Annotated in this window: 13 protein-coding genes; all 13 read right to left on the bottom strand. The window is 39.4% G+C overall.

Going from position 1 to position 19,315, the window contains the following annotated elements:
- Window positions 1–104 precede the first annotated feature (104 nt).
- The gene (locus NFR44_RS05840; protein ID WP_251441956.1) at window positions 105–2,117 is read right to left on the bottom strand and encodes a molybdopterin-containing oxidoreductase family protein; all 2,013 of its coding nucleotides are present in this window, start codon (window positions 2,115–2,117) and stop codon (window positions 105–107) included.
- A gap of 334 nt (window positions 2,118–2,451) precedes the next feature.
- On the bottom strand, window positions 2,452–3,582 hold the full coding sequence (locus NFR44_RS05835) for an Ldh family oxidoreductase (protein ID WP_251441953.1): 1,131 nt from the start codon (window positions 3,580–3,582) through the stop codon (window positions 2,452–2,454).
- Window positions 3,583–4,121: 539 nt separating this feature from the next.
- Window positions 4,122–5,243: a M48 family metallopeptidase gene (locus NFR44_RS05830; protein WP_251441943.1), complete on the bottom strand. Its 1,122-nt coding sequence runs from the start codon at window positions 5,241–5,243 to the stop codon at window positions 4,122–4,124.
- Between the two features lie 12 nt (window positions 5,244–5,255).
- Window positions 5,256–6,605, bottom strand: coding sequence for a replicative DNA helicase (dnaB, locus tag NFR44_RS05825; protein WP_251441940.1), 1,350 nt, complete (start codon window positions 6,603–6,605; stop codon window positions 5,256–5,258).
- Window positions 6,606–6,607: 2 nt separating this feature from the next.
- Window positions 6,608–7,054 (bottom strand): 50S ribosomal protein L9, encoded by a 447-nt coding sequence (gene rplI / locus NFR44_RS05820; RefSeq protein WP_251441937.1) that lies wholly within the window; start codon window positions 7,052–7,054, stop codon window positions 6,608–6,610.
- On the bottom strand, window positions 7,051–9,066 hold the full coding sequence (locus NFR44_RS05815; protein ID WP_251441934.1) for a DHH family phosphoesterase: 2,016 nt from the start codon (window positions 9,064–9,066) through the stop codon (window positions 7,051–7,053). Before NFR44_RS05815 ends, rplI begins: the two co-directional genes overlap by 4 nt.
- A 19-nt stretch (window positions 9,067–9,085) precedes the next feature.
- The gene (locus NFR44_RS05810) at window positions 9,086–10,045 is read right to left on the bottom strand and encodes a YybS family protein (RefSeq protein WP_251441931.1); all 960 of its coding nucleotides are present in this window, start codon (window positions 10,043–10,045) and stop codon (window positions 9,086–9,088) included.
- A gap of 163 nt (window positions 10,046–10,208) precedes the next feature.
- Entirely contained in the window at window positions 10,209–12,320 is a 2,112-nt protein-coding gene (locus tag NFR44_RS05805) for an RNase J family beta-CASP ribonuclease (RefSeq protein WP_277612777.1), read from the bottom strand.
- Window positions 12,321–12,831: 511 nt separating this feature from the next.
- Window positions 12,832–13,635 carry a uracil-DNA glycosylase gene (locus tag NFR44_RS05800; RefSeq protein WP_251442453.1) on the bottom strand — a complete coding sequence of 268 codons (804 nt, stop codon included), beginning with the start codon at window positions 13,633–13,635 and terminating at the stop codon, window positions 12,832–12,834.
- 81 nt (window positions 13,636–13,716) lie between these two features.
- Complete coding sequence (locus NFR44_RS05795) at window positions 13,717–15,432, bottom strand: ArnT family glycosyltransferase (protein ID WP_251441928.1); 1,716 nt, start codon at window positions 15,430–15,432, stop codon at window positions 13,717–13,719.
- Window positions 15,433–15,443: 11 nt separating this feature from the next.
- Window positions 15,444–16,079, bottom strand: coding sequence for a DedA family protein (locus tag NFR44_RS05790; protein WP_251441926.1), 636 nt, complete (start codon window positions 16,077–16,079; stop codon window positions 15,444–15,446).
- A gap of 312 nt (window positions 16,080–16,391) precedes the next feature.
- Window positions 16,392–17,681 carry an adenylosuccinate synthase gene (locus NFR44_RS05785; RefSeq protein ID WP_251441923.1) on the bottom strand — a complete coding sequence of 430 codons (1,290 nt, stop codon included), beginning with the start codon at window positions 17,679–17,681 and terminating at the stop codon, window positions 16,392–16,394.
- Window positions 17,682–17,931: 250 nt separating this feature from the next.
- A complete protein-coding gene (gene purB, locus NFR44_RS05780) occupies window positions 17,932–19,224 on the bottom strand; it encodes an adenylosuccinate lyase (protein ID WP_251441920.1) in 1,293 nt (430 codons plus the stop codon).
- Window positions 19,225–19,315: the final 91 nt, after the last annotated feature.

Genomic DNA, 19,315 nt, shown 5'->3' with positions numbered 1-19,315 from the left:
GAAATGCGCATTTTCCCTATATTCAAGGCATTTAAATAAACTATTTTTCACCTTTAATAGAACCACTCTATTTATAGAAAATTTTTATGAGATTGCATTAAAAATCAAGATACAGGCCGAATATCTACTTTTACATCATAAAAAGTGCTTCCTTCAGCAAAATCAGTTAACCTTGATGAGGTTAATGCATTAATACCTGCCTGAGCATCTGATGAATAACGTTGCCACCACACACCATACGATACAACCGTCTTAGGTTGTACCCCTTTATCAAAAAATACCGGCATTTGCAAAGTTCCTTGCTCATTAGCGAGTTCTACTAAATCACCTTCTTGTACCCCCAAGTTAATCCCCTCGTCAGGATGTATCCAAGCTGCCATAAGTGGTTTAGTCCTATCAAATACACGTTCACAGAACGAAGAGTCTAAAATACGAATATCAGGGGCATTAATTAAATGGTATTCACCACTAGCCACCGTTTCACTATAAGGTGCTACATAAGTAGGTAACATAGCCTGTTCCCTTGGATTATAAATCTCAATCTTACCTGATGACGTCTTAAAGTTCATCTTATAATTAGCTGGTACGGCCATCTCAACAGGTTCGCCTGCTAATAATTTAGCTTTATCCGCTTCACTAACATGAGTCGCCCTATCTAATGTATCTTGAATTAAATCGAGCGCCGTCTTATCAAAGAAGGGATCTGTAATGCCCATAGCCTTAGCCAATAAGCAAATTGTATCCCAATTAGACTTACTTTCCCCAATAGGCTCAATCGCCTTGTAACCAATAGCACTTGTATAATGGCCATAGGAATTATAAATATCATCTGCTTCTACCGAAGAGGTAGCCGGTAAAACAATGTCCGCATATTTAGCCGTATCAGTTAAAAATCTTTCATGTACTACTGTAAACAAATCCTCCCGCTGTAAACCGCGACGCACTTGATTCTGATCTGGCGCTGTAATCGCAGGATTAGAGGAGTAAATATAGAGACAGCGAATAGGATCTTCTTTTTTATTTAATATATCTCCCAATTTTACCATAGGCACGGTAGGTACTACTTTACCAGCATGAAGGTCCCAAGACATAACACCATCATTAATGTAATAACTACCTTTAGCATCACTTAACATGCCACCACCTAAGGTTTCATAAGCCCCAACTACAGCAGGCAGACATGCAATAGCTCGCACTGTCATGGCGCCATTACCATAACGGGATAAACCACTACCTAAACGGATAAAAGGCGCTTTTGCCTTCCCATAAGCCTGTGCTAAAGCTTCAATTTGTTCTACTGAAACACCTGTAATCGCCGCTACCTTAGTTGGTGTATAAGTACCTAGCTCAGCTCGAACAAGCTTATCATACCCAATAACATGCTTTTCAATAAAATCACGGTTTACAAGGTCATCTCGCTCTAGTATATGAAGAATCCCCATAGCTAAAGCTCCATCGGTGCCAGGTTTCACTACCACTACTTCATCGGCTTGATCACAAGTAATCGTATGATAAATATCAATAACCCAAACTTTAGCGCCACGAGCTTTTGCTGCCTTCACATCATGCATAATATGGATATCTGTAGCAAGTGCATTAAGACTCCACAAGATGACACAATCGCTATGACCTAACTCTTGTGGCCGTGTTCCAAAAGTATTTCCCATTATCATCTGCCAGCCATAAGTTTTAGCAGGAGAACAAATACCTCGATTATGTCGCACCGCACCTAAACGAGCAAACAGAGGAAACCCCGCCGCTTTATGAATTAGTCCCATAGTACCAGCATACGAATAGGGCATAATACTTTGACCACCATACAAAGCCAAACTCTCTTTAAATTTCTGAGCAATGCTTTGAATGGCTTCGTCCCAACTAATTGGCGTAAATTCACCAGAGCCCTTAGGTCCCGTCCGCTTTAAAGGTGTCAATAAGCGTTCTGGGGAATGAATGGTTTCCTCATAATGCGCCATTTTAGGACAGAGCATTCCCCGCGTAAAAGCATGGTTAGGATTCCCTACCACTTTAGTTACACGACCATTTTCAGTTGTTACTATTAGCCCACAGGCATCAGGACAATCGTAAGGACATACGGCATTAATCTCTCTTTTCGTCATACTGCTGACTCCTTTATCTCAAAAACTTGCTATTATGTATTCATCCTCACACTATGCATTTTATTATCACACTGTAAAGATTTTAAATACTTTTAATTACTTTTAAATATTCTATAAATACAACCAATAATTCAAATACAATTATTTTCTTTATTGTATCATGTTAAGCTATCCCTGTTGAGGAGTTATTTCAAGAAGAAACAAAACAGCCCACACTCAAGCGAGTATGGGCTGCCATTCATTCTGCTTAACAGGCTATGCCATTCCTATTAAACTGCGCAATTAAGGATTGCGTCATATGTGCTAGGTGCATTATCAATAAAATGTACTAGTATTAATAGTTACCAGTGAACATATCACCAGCTACTGGTGGTTTGTAATCGCCAAAGTATTTGGAGAAATCAAGACCTAAGTATTCGCAAAGTTCATATACTTCTGTCATTGTTTTATCAATTACAGGGATACCATTTTCTTCACGGTCTTTAACTGCTTCGATTTCTTTTTCACCATGAGTGTAGATGCGAGCTTCGCCTTCAGCTTTAGGAGCTTCACGAAGTTCAGTTAAGAATGTGGAGAAATGTTTTTTGATAGCATCAGCATCACCGAAGAATGCTGGGTTAATAGCCATGAAGCCGTGGCAAATATTGGATTTACCATCTTTCATGCAGTGGTTAGAAGTACCACCCATGGAAAGGATAGCTGCGAATAATTCAACAACCATACCATTACCATACCCTTTATGGGAACCTAATTGTTCAGTGTTACCACCAAGTGGCATGATACCGCCACCTACGTGAGCAGAGATGTTTTTCAATACGTCAGCTGCATCAGTGGAAGGGTTACCATCTTTATTCAAAGCCCAGCCATCAGGTAATTCTTTACCTAATTTATTGTACATTTCTAATTTACCACGAGTTACTACAGTAGTAGAAGCATCGAAGAAGAAGTTGTAAGGTTCAGCAGGTGCTGCCCAAGCTTGAGGGTTAGAACCTAACATTGCTTTACGAGCATATGTAGGAACCATGATAGCTTCGGAGTTTGTGCAAGAGAAGCCAATCAAACCTTCTTCTACAGCCATGTTAGCATAGTAACCAGCAATACCATAGTGGTTGGAGTTACGTACAGAAACGATACCTACACCAGATTCTTTAGCTTTTTTAATTGCTAATTCCATTGCATAATGACCATTTAATTGACCCATGCCATCATGACCATCGATTACAGCAGATACTGGAGTTTCGAAAACAACTTCTGGTTGTGCATCAACTTTGATAGTACCTTTTTCAATACCTTTATGGTAACGAACAAGACGTTGCATACCATGGCTTTGGATACCATACATATCAGACATCAATAATACATCACGAATAATTTTAGCGTCTTTTTCAGAGAAACCAAATTTCACGAAAGCATCTACGCAAAGTTGGTCAAGTTGTTCATACTTAAATTTTACTACGTTTCCCATGTGTCTAATCCTCTTTTCCGAAAACATATACCTGAAACAAGCTCTTCAAGAAATTCCTAATCTAAATCCTAATTTCTGACGTTTTTTGGTCCCCTTCTCAAATTGCTTATTTCCTTTTAAAGACAAGTTCATTATAGCACAGGCCCTTTGATTATTAAATACTCCAAAGCCCGAAAAACGTCTAAAATCCATTACTAAATCTGCATAGCCAAAGCATCTTTGACGAATAACTGACGGTATGGGATGCCCGAACCACTAGTTATCACTTGTTTTTTCCATTAATGCATTTTACTAATAGTTGCAATCCATTTTTTAAAAAATTACGTCTTTTTAGAGTTGATTATTGTAAAAAGACATCTATTTTTCAGAATAATACAATGTATTTTTAACAAAAATAGATGTCAAATTAGAAAAAACACCCCTGCCAACTTCCGGCAAAGGTGTTTTCTTTTCTATTCAAGTATCAGCTAAATTACTACAAACTGAATTACTATAAGCTGAATTGCCATAAACCGTTACAGCTTAGCAAAATTTATATTTTATTTCTTATCTTTTGCTTTTTTGTCCGCTTTTTTGTCCGCTTTTTTATCTACTTTATGATCCTGCTTAGCAATAGCTGCACTTAAAGCCTGTCCCATAGCATTCGCTTTTTCAGCAGAACTTAAAGTCACCAAAGAAGCTCCATTCATCAATACTTGATTACCTTGTACTACAGGCTCACCTACTTGATTATCATGATAATAGCGCGCTAATTTGCCAGCTACTAAATACGCACGCATAGCACCCGTGTAATTGCCGGCTGCCTCACCTGTATAGACAGGTTGATTATTAACATACACGACATCCTCTTTAACCTCTACATGCTTATTAGAATACACATGCAAACGTTTCAAATGATCTGAAATACGTTGACTCATCTTAGGATGATCATTAGGATTAATAATCTGGCCTAGACCATCCGTGTATAACTCGCCATATTTATCGCGAATTACCGCCATGGAAACAGCCGCAGCGCCTACATTAAAGTGACTATCAGCTAATAACTTAAAGCCCCATTCATCAGCTTTCTTCTCTTGGCTCATACTAAATACTTGTTCATTCAAGTAATTGCCAGCTGCATTGCCCAATATTACACTAAGACCGCCTGCATTATTTGTTGCAGCGCCTACAGCGGTCTGCAATGCCACACTTTTACGAAGACCACGAACGATATCTTTATTTTCTCCATGACCTATTTCATGACCTACTACCGAAGCCAATGCATCATCATCTAACATATCCATAAGGCCTTTGTTAATTGTCATAACACGACCTACCCCCATGCTAGCATTAGCATCTGTTTGAGGATTTACAAAAACTACATACGTCCGTTTCACATCAGGAGAGCTAGTCAAGGCCTCAAAGATTCGTTTAGCTCTATCTTGATAGGCATAATTATTATAATACCCTACTTGACTCTTACGCTGTTCAAGCATGTATTGCTGACCTTGCTCAGTATCATCTAAGTTAGAAATTCCTGTATTAACTTCTACCATATTTACTGCGCCACCGAGTAAAACATCAAATAAACTTGCTTCTACGGTAGGTCCCGAAAACCCTACGCCACTAGCTAATAATACACCTAAGGTTGTTGCTCCTAATGTTCGACGCCAACGTTTCATAGTTTTACCTCCCTACATGCCATCTTCTTCCGTACGCAAAGTTGTATCTCTAAATCTCGTTAATTCCCCTTGGAACAAGAGATTAATTGTACCCAGCGCACCATTACGATGTTTACGAATAATAACTTCAGTTATATCTTCTTGTGTATCGTCTTTACTATAATACTTATCACGATACAAAAAGACTACAATATCCGCATCCTGTTCCAAAGAGCCAGATTCACGTAAGTCACTTAATACAGGGCGCTTATCAGTACGAGATTCAACGCCACGACTTAACTGTGATAAGGCAATCAATGGAACATTCATCTCACGGGCTATTAATTTAAGATTTCGAGAAATCTCTGAAATCTCCTGCTGACGATTATCACTATTGCCACCATTACGGCCTGTCATCAACTGCACATAGTCCACAATAATTAAATCTAGGCCTTTTTCTACTTTTAAACGACGCAGTTTAGAACGCATCATCTGTACAGTAAGCCCTGGTGTATCATCAATATATAATTTAGAGGACATCAAACTATCCATCTGTTTTGCCACTTCATCCCAATCAGCTGGCTGTAACTGACCAGTCCGTAGTTTATGGGAAGGTACTTCCGTAGCCGAGGATAAAATACGACCTACTAACTGCTCCGCCGACATTTCAAGGGAGAAAAAAGCAACGGAACCTTTACCTTTAACGGCCACATTATACGCTAAATTAAGCGTAAATGCGGTTTTACCCATAGATGGTCGTGCGGCAACTAAAATAAGGTCTGACCGTTGTAAACCATTGGTAATATTATCCAAATCCTTAAAACCAGTGGATATACCAGTCAACGTATCGCCATGATTCTGTAGTTCCCCTAAGCGCGAAATTAAATTAGGCAACACATTACCTAAACTTACAAAGGACGTTTCTGCTTTTAATTGCCCTGTTACGCCAAGGATTCCTACTTCCGCATCATTGAGAATTTCAGGCACTGATTTAGTCGTCGCATAGCTTTCACCAACAATTCTATTACCTACATCTATTAACCGGCGTAACTGCGCCTTACCAGCTATAATACGAGCATGCTCTTCCACATTATATACAGCCGAGGCAGCATTCGTAATATCGGTAATATAATTAATGCCACCTACTTCTTCTAGCTTTTTAAGACGATTTAATTCTTCTACTAATAGAATCATATCCGGCCGCTGATGAGAGTGCTGAATATTCTCAATCGCTTCATACATAATTCGATGGGCATCACGGTAAAAATCGCTACGAGTAACAATGCTACTAATTGAGTCGTATACATTCTCCCCTGTAAGCAAGGCTCCCAGTACAGCTCGTTCAGCCTCTATACTATGAGGAGGGATCCGTGGTTCTGCCATAATTAACCTTCCACTAATTCAACTTTAATGGTTGTTGTAATTTCAGGATGTACACGAATTAAAACATCATGGGCACCCAAAGTTTTTAATGGCTCTTTTAATTCAATTTTCTTTTTGTCTACATCAACATCAAACTGTTTAGCCAATGCATCAGAAATATCTTTGCCCGTAACCGATCCAAAAACGCGACCAGCGTCCCCCATTTTTACAGGGATTGTTACTTCTACTTTGGCAAGTTGACTGGCTAAGATTTTAGCTTCATCAGCATTTACCTGTTTTTTATGAGCTGCTGAGGCCTGTTGCTGTTTGGCATTATTCAAGTTAGCTGGTGTACCTTCTAAAGCCTGACCTTTTTTGATCAGTACATTACGGCCATAGCCTTCACTTACTTCAATAATTTCACCTTTTTTACCTACTTTTTTTACATCTTCTAACAAAATTACTTTCATTCTGTTTCTTCCTCCTTCTTCATGGAATTAGTCCGTTCTTTTGCCGCTTTTTTAACAGCCGCAACAGCCTCTTCCATGGTCATATCATATAATTGGCCTCCAGCAACGGTTCGATGACCGCCACCACCTAAGGCCTCCATAATAAGCTGAACATTAATCGCTCCTTGGGAACGGGCACTTACGCCAATGCCGCCATCGGCCATTGGATAAAGTACAAAGCTTGCCTCAATCCCTTCAATTGTAATCAAAGTATCCGCCGTTTGTGCCGATATAATAGAGGCATTTTGAATACCATCAGGGCATATAGTTAAAGCTAAACCATCAAATCGTTCGGCGTCGGCCAACATTTTAGCCCGCAATTGAACTCCATCAAAGCTTTCCATAAATAAATGGCGTACAATCGACAAATCAGCGCCCGAACGACGCAAGAATGAAGCTGCATCAAACGTACGCGAACCTGTTTGCACAACAAAATTCTTAGTATCGACTACAATCCCGGCATAAAGAGCGCTCGCCTCTACAACATTTAACGAAATAGGGGCTACAAAATATTGAATCAATTCAGTAACCAACTCACTAGTTGAAGACGAAGCTGGCTCTAAATAGGTCAACAATGGTTTTTCTACAAAATCAGAAGCACGACGATGATGATCAATAACCACACGACGTTTTGCTTTCTGTAACGCTTTTGGTGCGGCAACCATATCAGGTCGATGTACATCCACTACAAATACCAAAGTAGAATCAGTCACAAGCTCTTCCGCTGCTTGTGGCGTAATCAATAAACTTTCAAACCCTGGTTCAGTAGGGAATAAATCAGACAATTTCTTAATAGCTACGGTTTGATCGCTCACAGCGACATGGACCGGTTTACCCGCCCCACGAGCCATAGCAGCTACACCAATAGCGCCACCAATGCTATCATAATCTTCCCGTTCATGGCCCATAACAATAACATTATCCGCATCATCCATTAACTCTTTGATAGCTTGTGCCACTACACGAGCACGCACACGTGTATTCTTCTCAGCACCCTGTGTTTTACCACCATAAAACTTTAGTTCTTCGCCAATATATACGGTCGCTTGGTCACCACCACGACCTAAGGCTAATTCTAAACCAGAACGAGCCCGTTCTGACTGTTCTTTAATGTTTTCTTCGCCAGCAGCAATCCCAATACTAATAGTGGCTGGAATACGGCGACTAGTTGGAATATTATGAACTCTTGCCAACAATGGGAAGTTCTGTTCAATCATATCCATTAGTGCATTTTTAGAAATACAGAAAATATAAGAATCCTCTGCATAGTTACGAACAAAACCATCATAACGGTCAATTTCTTCTACAATGGCATTGTTAATCTCAGCCCACAGATTCGTATATTCCACATCACTTAGCCCTTTAGTTACATCTTCAATGTTATCCATCATAAGAAAACCAAAGGCTGGTGCCATAGCTTCCGCTTCATGACGCAACTGTTCTGATTCTGTCACATCATCAAAGTAAAACGCCATATAGGATTCCACTTCGCTGGACTCTGAATCTTTACGGTCTGTGCCATCAATAAATTTATAAATAACACGATAATATTTATTTTCAATTTTTTCATTAAAATATCCCGATTTGCCCCAAATCTTATCTAAACGCAAACTAGGAATAAAAACATTCAAGCGTTGTGTTTTGTCTGGATCTTGTGGCATCCAATCACGGAATACACTATTGCACCAACAAACACGAGCTTTACTGTCAATAATAACAATAGCAGTTGGCAGATTTTGCAAAGCAAAGTTTGAAGCCTGCGTAATCCCTTTAGCAATCGTATCAAATTGTTCATAAATCTGACGACGCTGTTTATGAATGGCTCTACTGCTATATAAATAGGCTACAACAACAAACAACAAGCCAAATAAAGCTAATTGCCAGTTAAGCCAAGCAATCACTAATAGTAATGCGATAATAACAACAATCGCGGTCTTTTCAAAGGCCCCTAAAAAGCCTTGATTCCCTTTCATAGTCTCGCTCCCTATCCCTTTATTCATCATCTACTGTCTTTTTAGCCAAACGACGACGTAGATCAAAAATTAAATCAAGTATGCCAATCCATAGGGTGGCAAAATTCATTAATAAGGTCAAAAATATCAAAACTAAACGGAAAACTACAGACATCTGATAGCTTTTGAAGATATTCCACAAACAGCCTATCCCTTGTAGCACTAACATATACGTCCCTAAGGCATATAAATTATAGGCTACTAAATTAATCAATTCCGATTGATATTGGTCACCCCAATAGGTGAGTAAAATGCCTAAAGCGAAGATATAAACAGCCCATTGCGGTACGTGCCATTGATCAATCGGCGGTAAGGTAACACCTTGCCCACCAGCTCGGCGCACAACCACATTTGCCACCTTACATATAGCATAACTCATAATCACAGACGATATGAACAAAGCTGCAAAAGCTACATATATCATCTGTTTTAACATAGTCTCCATACTAGCTACCATAGGCTGTATCTGTTCTTCTAATAGACCTTGTTCACGATACGCGGTTTCCATACTAGTAAGAGTTTCTTGCTGAAACTGTTGCCACATCTGCACTAAATCTACCTGCATAACATATTGTGCAATCCCTAGTTGAACGGCAATCATTGCCATCATCGTAAGGGCTGGTAACGTCAATAACCGTGCTGTTGGCCAACGCCGTTCATACCCATAAGCGAGTACAATACCAGGAACACCTGAAGTAAGCACTTGCATAAAAGCCATTAACGGAGTAATGACAACACTCATCACCACACCAGAGGTAATAGTCGCTAACATACTCCAACGTACGCCATGTCGTGCCCCTAGCACGACCAATACGGCAGGCATTAAAATAGAAGCAAAAATACCCATAGCCGGTACGGTTAAGCCAATAAAGGTAAATACCATAATAAGAGCCGTCAAAAATCCTGTTTCCACAACGGCCCGTGTATCTGTATATTTCATGTATAAATAACTCCTAAGAAAATAGTCGTGTGACCAAGGCCACACGACTATTATATCATTTTGTATTGCTTTTGAATATCATTAACCAGTAAATCAAGGGTAGCAATTATGCAAAACACCTTATAAAATCTAGAATAACACAGCTTATAGAGACCCTAACAAATTACACGTCTTGAATAATTGGTAAGATCATCGGACGACGACGTGTCTTTTCATACAAGAATTTACCAAGCGTATCACGAACTTGTGATTTAATAGTAGCCCAATCTTTCATCTGATTCGCTTCACATTTCTCAATCACTTGCTCAATGCGTTTTTGTGCTTCATTCATAAGGTCTTCCGCATCACGAACATACACAAAACCACGAGATACAATATCTGGGCCTGCCACGATTTGACCACTAGCCCAATCCATAGCCATCACTACAATAACCATACCTTCTTGTGCCAACTGCTGACGATCACGAATTACGATGTTTCCTACATCACCTACGCCAAGACCATCTACAAAGACTTTACCAGCTGTTACATGACCGCCTTTGCGAGCTGTACGACTAGTAAATTCAAAAATCTGACCATTATCGCCTACTAATACATGATTTGGTTTTACAATCCCCATAGATACAGCTAACTCACCATGTTTTTTAAGCATGCGATATTCACCATGTACTGGAATAAAGAATTTAGGGCGTACCAAATTAAGCATTGTTTTCAAATCTTCTTGACTACCATGACCTGATACGTGAATGCCACGGTCACGACCATAAATAACATCAGCACCTAAACGCAATAAATTATCAATCGTACGACCTACGGCCGCTTCATTACCAGGAATTGGTGTCGCCGAAATAATAATTGTATCATTTGGTGTAATCTCGATAGTGCGGTGATTATTCGTTGCCATACGAGATAAGCCGGCCATCGGTTCACCCTGACTACCAGTCGTCAAAATCATGATTTCATCATCACGATAGCGATTCATTTCATCCACGTCAATCATTGTACCTTCGGGCACATTTAAGTAACCTCGTTCTTGTGCAATTTCTGAAACGTTAACCATACTGCGACCAAGAACAATGACTTTACGTTTGAACGCTACCGCTGCATCTACAGCTTGTTGTAAGCGAGATACATTAGATGCGAATGTAGCTAACACAACACGACCTCGCGCTTCTCCCACTGCTCGTAACAAAGCAGGACCTACTGTACTTTCAGAAGGTGTAAAGCCAGGTTTTTCCACATTAGTGGAGTCGGACATTAAAGCCAATACCCCTTTATTCCCAAGTTCAGCAAATTTATGTACATCCATTAATTTACCATCTACTGGAGTCTGATCTACTTTGAAGTCACCAGTATGAACTACCGTGCCCACTGGCGTTTCAAAATATACGGCACACGCATCAGGAATAGAATGGTTTGTTTGAATAAAGCCCACTTTAAAAGTACCAATGCGGATTTCATCGCCCGCTTTGACTACATTAAGTTTCACGCCGCCTACTTTATTTTCTTTTAACTTGCCTTCAATTAAGCCACATACTAAATTAGTCGCATATACAGGCACATTAATTTCTTTAAGTAAGTACGCCAAAGAACCAATATGGTCTTCATGACCATGAGTGATAACAACAGCACGCACTTTATCTTTATTTTCAATCAAGTAGCTCATGTCAGGAATAACAATATCTACCCCTGGCATGTCATTTTCTGGGAACGCCAACCCTGCATCCAAGACAATAATATCATCGCCATATTGGAATACTGTCATATTTTTACCAATTTCACCAAGACCACCTAATGGGATAATCATGAGCTTATCTTTTTTATTGGCCGTATGACGAGCATTGGCTTTAGCCGCTTCACTATTACTGTTCGCATTGTTAGTATAGCGTGTATTTTTAGTGCCTTCATTATTATTACGTGAATTATAGCGGCCATTACTCTTACTATTATTCGTGCGATTATTTGTACGTTGCGCTTTAGGTGCCCCTTCACTAGTCGCTGCTACATTCGTATTTTTACGACGCGGTGCACTCGTTTTCGTCCCCTCACCATTGGCAGTACGACGAGTTGTTGTACGCTTAGTTTCACCACGAGTTTCTTCACTACGATTGGAAGTACGACGGGTGTTACGGCGAGGTGCTCCTTCATTAGCAGTTTCCCCAGCAATTACAGCACCTGTTTCTGTAGGAATTGCTGTATTTGCTGTATTCTTAGGCCCATTAGTAGTCGCTTCGCTACTCTGGCCTGTTACTTTATTAAATAATTCTTTCAACATGAGTTCAATACTCCTCCTAAATTTTACTTAACATCTGATTAACCTATATGTACCTACATAAATCGCAAGCGCCTAGCGCTACCAATAACGACTTATCAAACGTATTGTCAGCATATAAACAAAATTCCCTTATAGTAACAGTTACCGTCAAGCCAGTCCTCATTCTGTCTTGTCCCGATAACTCTATCAAGGGAACTCGTTCATTATTAACTTGTCAGTATATGAGCCAATCTATGCACCACAAATGAAAGGATAATCTACTTCTAGACACACCTTTCCCTATGCATAGTACTACTTGTAAAGTTAAAGGGCTGTTCATCAACGAGGCCATGTATATAGCGCTTCACAAGCTTCTATATAAACATGGCGATGAAATCCATTGCCCAAAGCCGAACGAATATCTTAAATCTAGTATATCATATTTATAGCAAAACTCAAAGAACCCCCGAGCTAAGCTCGGAGGTTCTCAGTATAAACACAAACACCTTATGTAACCACAAACAGCAAATCATTAGTTACGAGCGGATAAAGTAGCATAAATTTCAGCAAACTGATCGCGATATTGTTGTGCGCCCCCATTAGCTGGATGTCGCAATGGATAGGCGAAAATAGCTTGTTCTTGTAAAACGCCTGATGATTTACGTCCTACAGCAAAAACACTCGCATTAAGACCCTCACCCGTCATCGCAGAAGCTAGTTCACGAGCCATTGTTTCATCGCCATGAAGAGCCAAATTATTTAACACTAACAATTCTTTAGCAAACGTTCCACCAATTTTTAACTCCGCCTCTGTAGGCGTGCGATTAGATAATAGCTTACCCTCTTCATGAGGGTGGAAGGGGAAAATATTCCATAACAAGGCTTTATATGTATCAATGCCATTATCGAGTAAGGTGGACCATACCACCGTATCAGTAGGTTCATTAAAACCTTCGACTTGCACCTTAGCTTTCGTAAGCAAAGGACTCGTAGCTAAACTCGTACGCTCTCCCTTTCCTTGTGGCAAAATCATGGTAGGCTTTATTTGATTATGAAAACCTAACAACATGCGTTCACAAGTAATAGCAATCCCTGAAAAGCGTCCTCCTTGATACCCCATAGCCTCGGCAATAATCACATACGGACAGCCACCAAGGCGCGCTAGTAAATACTGACGTAATTGTTCTCGGCGAATAGCTGGTGCTTCAAGAGTACTATCTAGACCGTCCTCATAATCTCGCCAAGGGTTAAATACTGTAGGCGAACCTTCATAGGAGGTCAACCGTTCAATAAATTGATTGACCTTAGCTTCTAATTCTACGTACTTATCAGTCATTTTCACAGCAATAAACCTCCTATGGCCAAAACCTATGAAATGTCATAAAGATATACCTTATGACATTTCATAAAAATAAACTTATGGAGTTTCATAAATCAACACTTTATTGATATGTTGCTTCAATTCCACCATCTTATAAAGTGGCGTATTAGCAAAATACGGTTGTAATTTTTCAGGCACAATAATCATGGCTTGTAACGGCACTGGATTATCAATCGGCATTGGGGCCGTCGCCTTTTCACCCATTGGTAAGCGCGTAGGACGCCCTTGATTATTAGTCATGGACCGTAAAATACGCTCTTCATTATACTGTGTTACTTCAAACTGTTGCACCACTTCAGCGACTGTCTTGGTAGGCATAGTATTTTTACCTTCCCAGGCAGCACTTCGCTTCTCACGGATTGACGGAATGGCGTCATCTTCAATCTTTGTAACCTCTTTGTCTGCATAATACACTAAAGAAGCGCTATAATTACCGTAAAAATAAATATTACCATCATACTTAGCTACAATCGGCGCGTAAACTTCTGAGGATCGTTGCTCAATAAGAGGCTGTACCCCTTCATGAATGACTAACCCGGCAATAGCCATAGTGGCAAAAGCAATCACAACAGGCAACATATAACGCTTTCTATTCATGTACATAAGGACTGTTAATATAATCCCTACTACAATAAATACATAGAGTAAATACCAAAAGCCCCAAGGTACAAAGAAGCTGGCCACGCCAAACAAAATCCACAAGAAAAAGGCTGGTCCCATAAGAATCCACCAACGTTTACATGGTGTACCTGGTCGCAATAGTTTAACTACCCCAAAAGCGCCTAAGAAGCTAAAAGGAATTAAACTAATAAAGGTATAGGTTGGATATTTAGTCGCCATGAGGGAGTAAAATAACAACGTACCCCACCCCATGACCATAGAGAACACATAAAATGGTTGTTTCAAACGCCAACCATAATACATACCATATATAATCGCTCCAGTCCAAGGCAATGAAGCAATCGGGAACATGGCTAAATAATACCACCAATGATTCACATCAGGATGTTCTGATTGCGTAGCTCGCACTACATTATGAAGACCTAAGAAACCATCAATAAACTCTTGACCATGCGTCAAATACATGTATCCGTACCAAGGTAAAACAACAATAATAAATGCCAATATACCTTGCCAAACAAAAATATAACGGAACATGCGCCACGAACGCATAACCAAGGCATACACTAACAATAAAATACCTGGTAATACAAGGGCGACTGGCCCTTTAGTAAGAACCCCTAGGCCGGCAAAAATATAAGCCCATACCATAAAGCGTGTCTTACCTTCGGTCAAACCACGATACGCATACGCAAAAGTACCAATCGTAGCCCATAGGAGTACCATATCTGTTACAATACCCCTAGCTAAGAGCCAGAATTCTAAAGATGAACCTAAGATCATGGCGCTCCACAAGGATAACAAGCGACGGCCTGAAATACTGCGTACCACCTGATAAAATAAACCAACGCTTAGCGCTCCAAAGAGAGCGGCCGGGAAACGAGCTGCAAAATCAGTAAAACCAAATAATTTATAACTTAAGCCGATAAGCCAATAAATCATAATCGGCTTATCATACCAATAATTATGATAAATTTGTGGCGATAACCAATCACCAGTTACTACCATTTCCTTTGCCGTCAGTGCATAATTAGACTCTACCGGATCAGTCACCGGCAGTCCTCCATTACCAATAGCATACATAGCCAAAGCAATGAGGAAACAAATAACGGTCAAACGATGAAGCCGCATCAAATCCCTCCTTAGTCTTGCTGGGTATCCTGTGTATCAGACGACGTAGCGGCCGCTTTTTTCTTTTTATTGCGATAATAATGAATACCAAAGAAAAGGGCAATCACAGCAAAAACAGCAAGCATAATCACTAAAAATTCGTGATTATATTCAATCAAATCTTGCCAATGCTCACCTAATTTAACACCTAACCATACGAGAAGAATCGTCCAAGGAATAGTGCCTAATAAAGTCCAAATCACAAAGCGCCCCATAGGGTAACGGGCAATCCCTGCCGGAAACGATATGAATGTACGAATCCCTGGCAATAAACGACCAAAAAATACAGCAGCGCCACCATATTTATTGAACATTTTTTCTGCCATTTCAAATTTATGCTCATTAAAGAAAATATAGGAGCCATATTTTTTTAATAATGGACGACCACCATGTTCACCCATCCAATACGATAGTACTGAGCCAACTACGCCAGCAGCGGTAGCTACAATCATAGTCATATTCATTTCAAACACACCTTGTGCGATCAGATAACCAGAAAAGCCCAATACAATTTCACTAGGAATCGGCACATTGGCATTTTCTAATACCATGGCGATAAACATAGCCGCATACCCATAAGTTTCTAAAAATGAAATTAAATACTCCACGTTTTGTAATCTCCTTTACGAATACAATCCATTACCTCAGTATATTCATTTCTATGAGCCTGCAGTGTCAACATAGTTTCCACTACGAATGGACTACCTCGTCGAACCACCACTAGATACTGTACGCTCATAAAAATAAATATTCAAATTTAAAATATTATGTACTACACTAAATTTTATTTTACCATATTTTGCTAAAAATTAATATAAAATCCCCTTTTTTAAGGAAAATCCTTATAAAATGTCTCTTAAGAGAGGATAAACGTAAAAAGAGTCGTAGAGCAAGCTTACTCCACGACTCTAAATTAATTCTTACGCACCAAATACGTCTTGTAATACAATCGTCTGTTTACGATTAGGACCAACAGATACAATACCAAGACGAACACCTGTTACTTCTGAAATGCGTTCTACATAACGACGTGCATTTTCTGGTAACTCTTCATAGTTGCGAATATGGCTAATATCAGTCTGCCAACCAGGTAATGTTTCGTATACTGGTTGACATTTTTCTAATTCTTGTAAATCAGCAGGGAACCCTTTTACTGGTTCACCATTTAACGTATAACCAATACAAATTTTTAACTCTGGCAATTTATCTAAAATATCAAGACGAGTAATCGCCAAATAATCAAGACTGTTCAAGTCTGCTGCATAACTAACTACAGCTAAATCTAACCAACCGCAACGGCGAGGACGACCTGTTACAGTACCAAACTCACGACCTGTTTCACGAAGCAAATCGCCGGTTTCATCTAATAACTCAGATGGGAATGGGCCAGCCCCTACACGGGTAGCATACGCTTTAACAACCCCTACAATATTTTTCAAATAGTTAGGACCTACACCAGCACCTACTGAAGCACCTCCAGAAATTGGATGGGAGCTTGTTACGAATGGATATGTACCATGGTCAAGGTCAAGCATAGTAGCCTGTGCCCCTTCAAATAATACTTTTTTACCATCTTTAATGTAGGACACTACATTGTAGTTTGTATCCGTTACATATTGACGTAAACGGTCTGCATAGCCTAAATACTCTTTAAGAATTTCATAATAATCTACTGGCTCTGCACCATATACATCACGCAAAATTTTATTTTTAAGCTTTACATTATATGTTAATTTTTCTTTGAAAACTTCTTCATTCATCAAATCGCAAATACGAATGCCAATACGATTTACTTTATCCGCATAGCATGGGCCAATACCATTTTTAGTGGTGCCAATAGAAAGAGCCCCTTTAGATGCTTCTTCCGCTTCATCCAAACGATTATGATAAGGCAAGATTACATGAGCACGATTGGAAATCTGTAAAGTTTTAGCACTTTTTCCTTCTCGTTCCAAGTTTTCAATTTCACCTAATAATACTTTAGGATCGATAACCGTACCAGTACCTACAACATTGATTTTGTCATCATACAAAATCCCACTAGGTAATAAACGAAGAGCAAATGCTTTATCGTCAACCACTACGGTATGTCCAGCATTATTGCCACCTTGACTGCGTACTACCACGTCTGCCTGTTCTGCTAAATAATCTACGATTTTACCTTTTCCTTCGTCGCCCCACTGGGTGCCGATAACCATACTGGTTGCCATAATATTAAACCTCCATTTATCTCACATAGTGTCAGTTGTTGGTATGGCCTACTCTAAATCAGAGTATTCATACACCTCATTATAGCATACCTTTGAAAAGCGTGCATTAGGTAGTTGAGGATAAAAGAGAGATTACTTTAACCATAATCTATTTCTTCAATAAACACAAGAAAAAGGTGCATCTTAGAAAGTAAAACATCTAGTTCCAAGATACACCTTTAATGTATTTATATTCTATTGTATGTCTATATTATAACCCAAAGCGAGCCATAATAGTATCTACATGACGAAGCATACGATGTGGATCAAATAAATGATCTATTTCTTCATCATTCAAATATTTTTTAATATCTTCATCACCTTTTAGACCGGCTTTAAAGTCTTTACCTTCTAACCAACGAGCCATAGCATGACGCTGTACCCAACGATATGCTTGGTCACGAACAGCTCCTTTATCAACCAAGGCTGTCAAAATTTGTTGACTGAAAATTAAACCACCCGTTAATTCCAAATTTTTCATCATGTTTTCTGGATATACTAGTAATTTATCAATTACTTTAATTGTTAAGGATAACATGTAATCCACTGTAATAGTGCTATCTGGTAAAATAACGCGTTCTACCGAACTATGAGAAATATCACGTTCGTGCCACAAAGCTACATCTTCCATAGCTGCTTGTGCATTACCGCGCACCACGCGAGCTAAGCCACAAATACGTTCACAAGTAATTGGATTGCGTTTATGAGGCATAGCGGAAGATCCTTTTTGTTTAGGGCTGAAATATTCTTCAGCTTCGCGCACTTCTGTACGTTGTAAATGACGAATTTCTAATGCAATTTTATCCAAGGTACTAGCAATAATAGCTAAGGTACTACAAAGTTCAGCATGACGGTCACGTTGAACAACCTGAGTAGCAATTTTAACTGGTTCCAAACCAAGTTTTTCACATACATATTTTTCAATAAATGGATCATTTACTGAGTAAGTACCTACAGCACCAGACATCTTGCCAACAGCTACATTTTTCTTAGCATGTTCCAAACGTTCAATATCTCGTTCAATTTCAGCCATCCAAAGGCAAAGTTTTAAACCAAATGTAGTCGGTTCGCCATGAATCCCATGAGTACGCCCCACCATCGGTGTATATTTAAATTCAGCAGCTCGACGACGAAGTACATCACGCAAAGTATGTAAATCTTCCAAAATAATATCACAAGCTTGTTTCATCATAGCTCCAAGCGCTGTATCTTTTACGTCCGTAGATGTTAAGCCAAGATGAATATATTTCGCTTCTTCCCCTACATATTCACCTACTGCAGTTACGAAGGAAATAATATCATGATTTGTTTCTTTTTCGATTTCGTGAATACGTTCTACGTCAAAATTAGCTTTTTCACGAATCACTTTAGCTGCTTCTTTAGGAATGGTTCCCAATTCCGCTTGTGCTTCACAAGCTAAAATTTCAACTTCCAACATTTGTTCAAATTCATTACGTTCGCTCCAAATGTGGCCCATTTTTTCTCTTGTATACCGTTGAATCATGTGTGTTAAACCTCCATGAAAATGACTGAATAATCTCATTTCATTCTATCATAGGACCTATAAGGGGTCAATATAAATAGCCGAACATTAT

This window comes from Veillonella intestinalis (assembly GCF_943193155.1).
Lineage (GTDB): Bacteria > Bacillota > Negativicutes > Veillonellales > Veillonellaceae > Veillonella_A > Veillonella_A intestinalis.
This window is presented reverse-complemented; position numbering and strand designations above follow the sequence as displayed.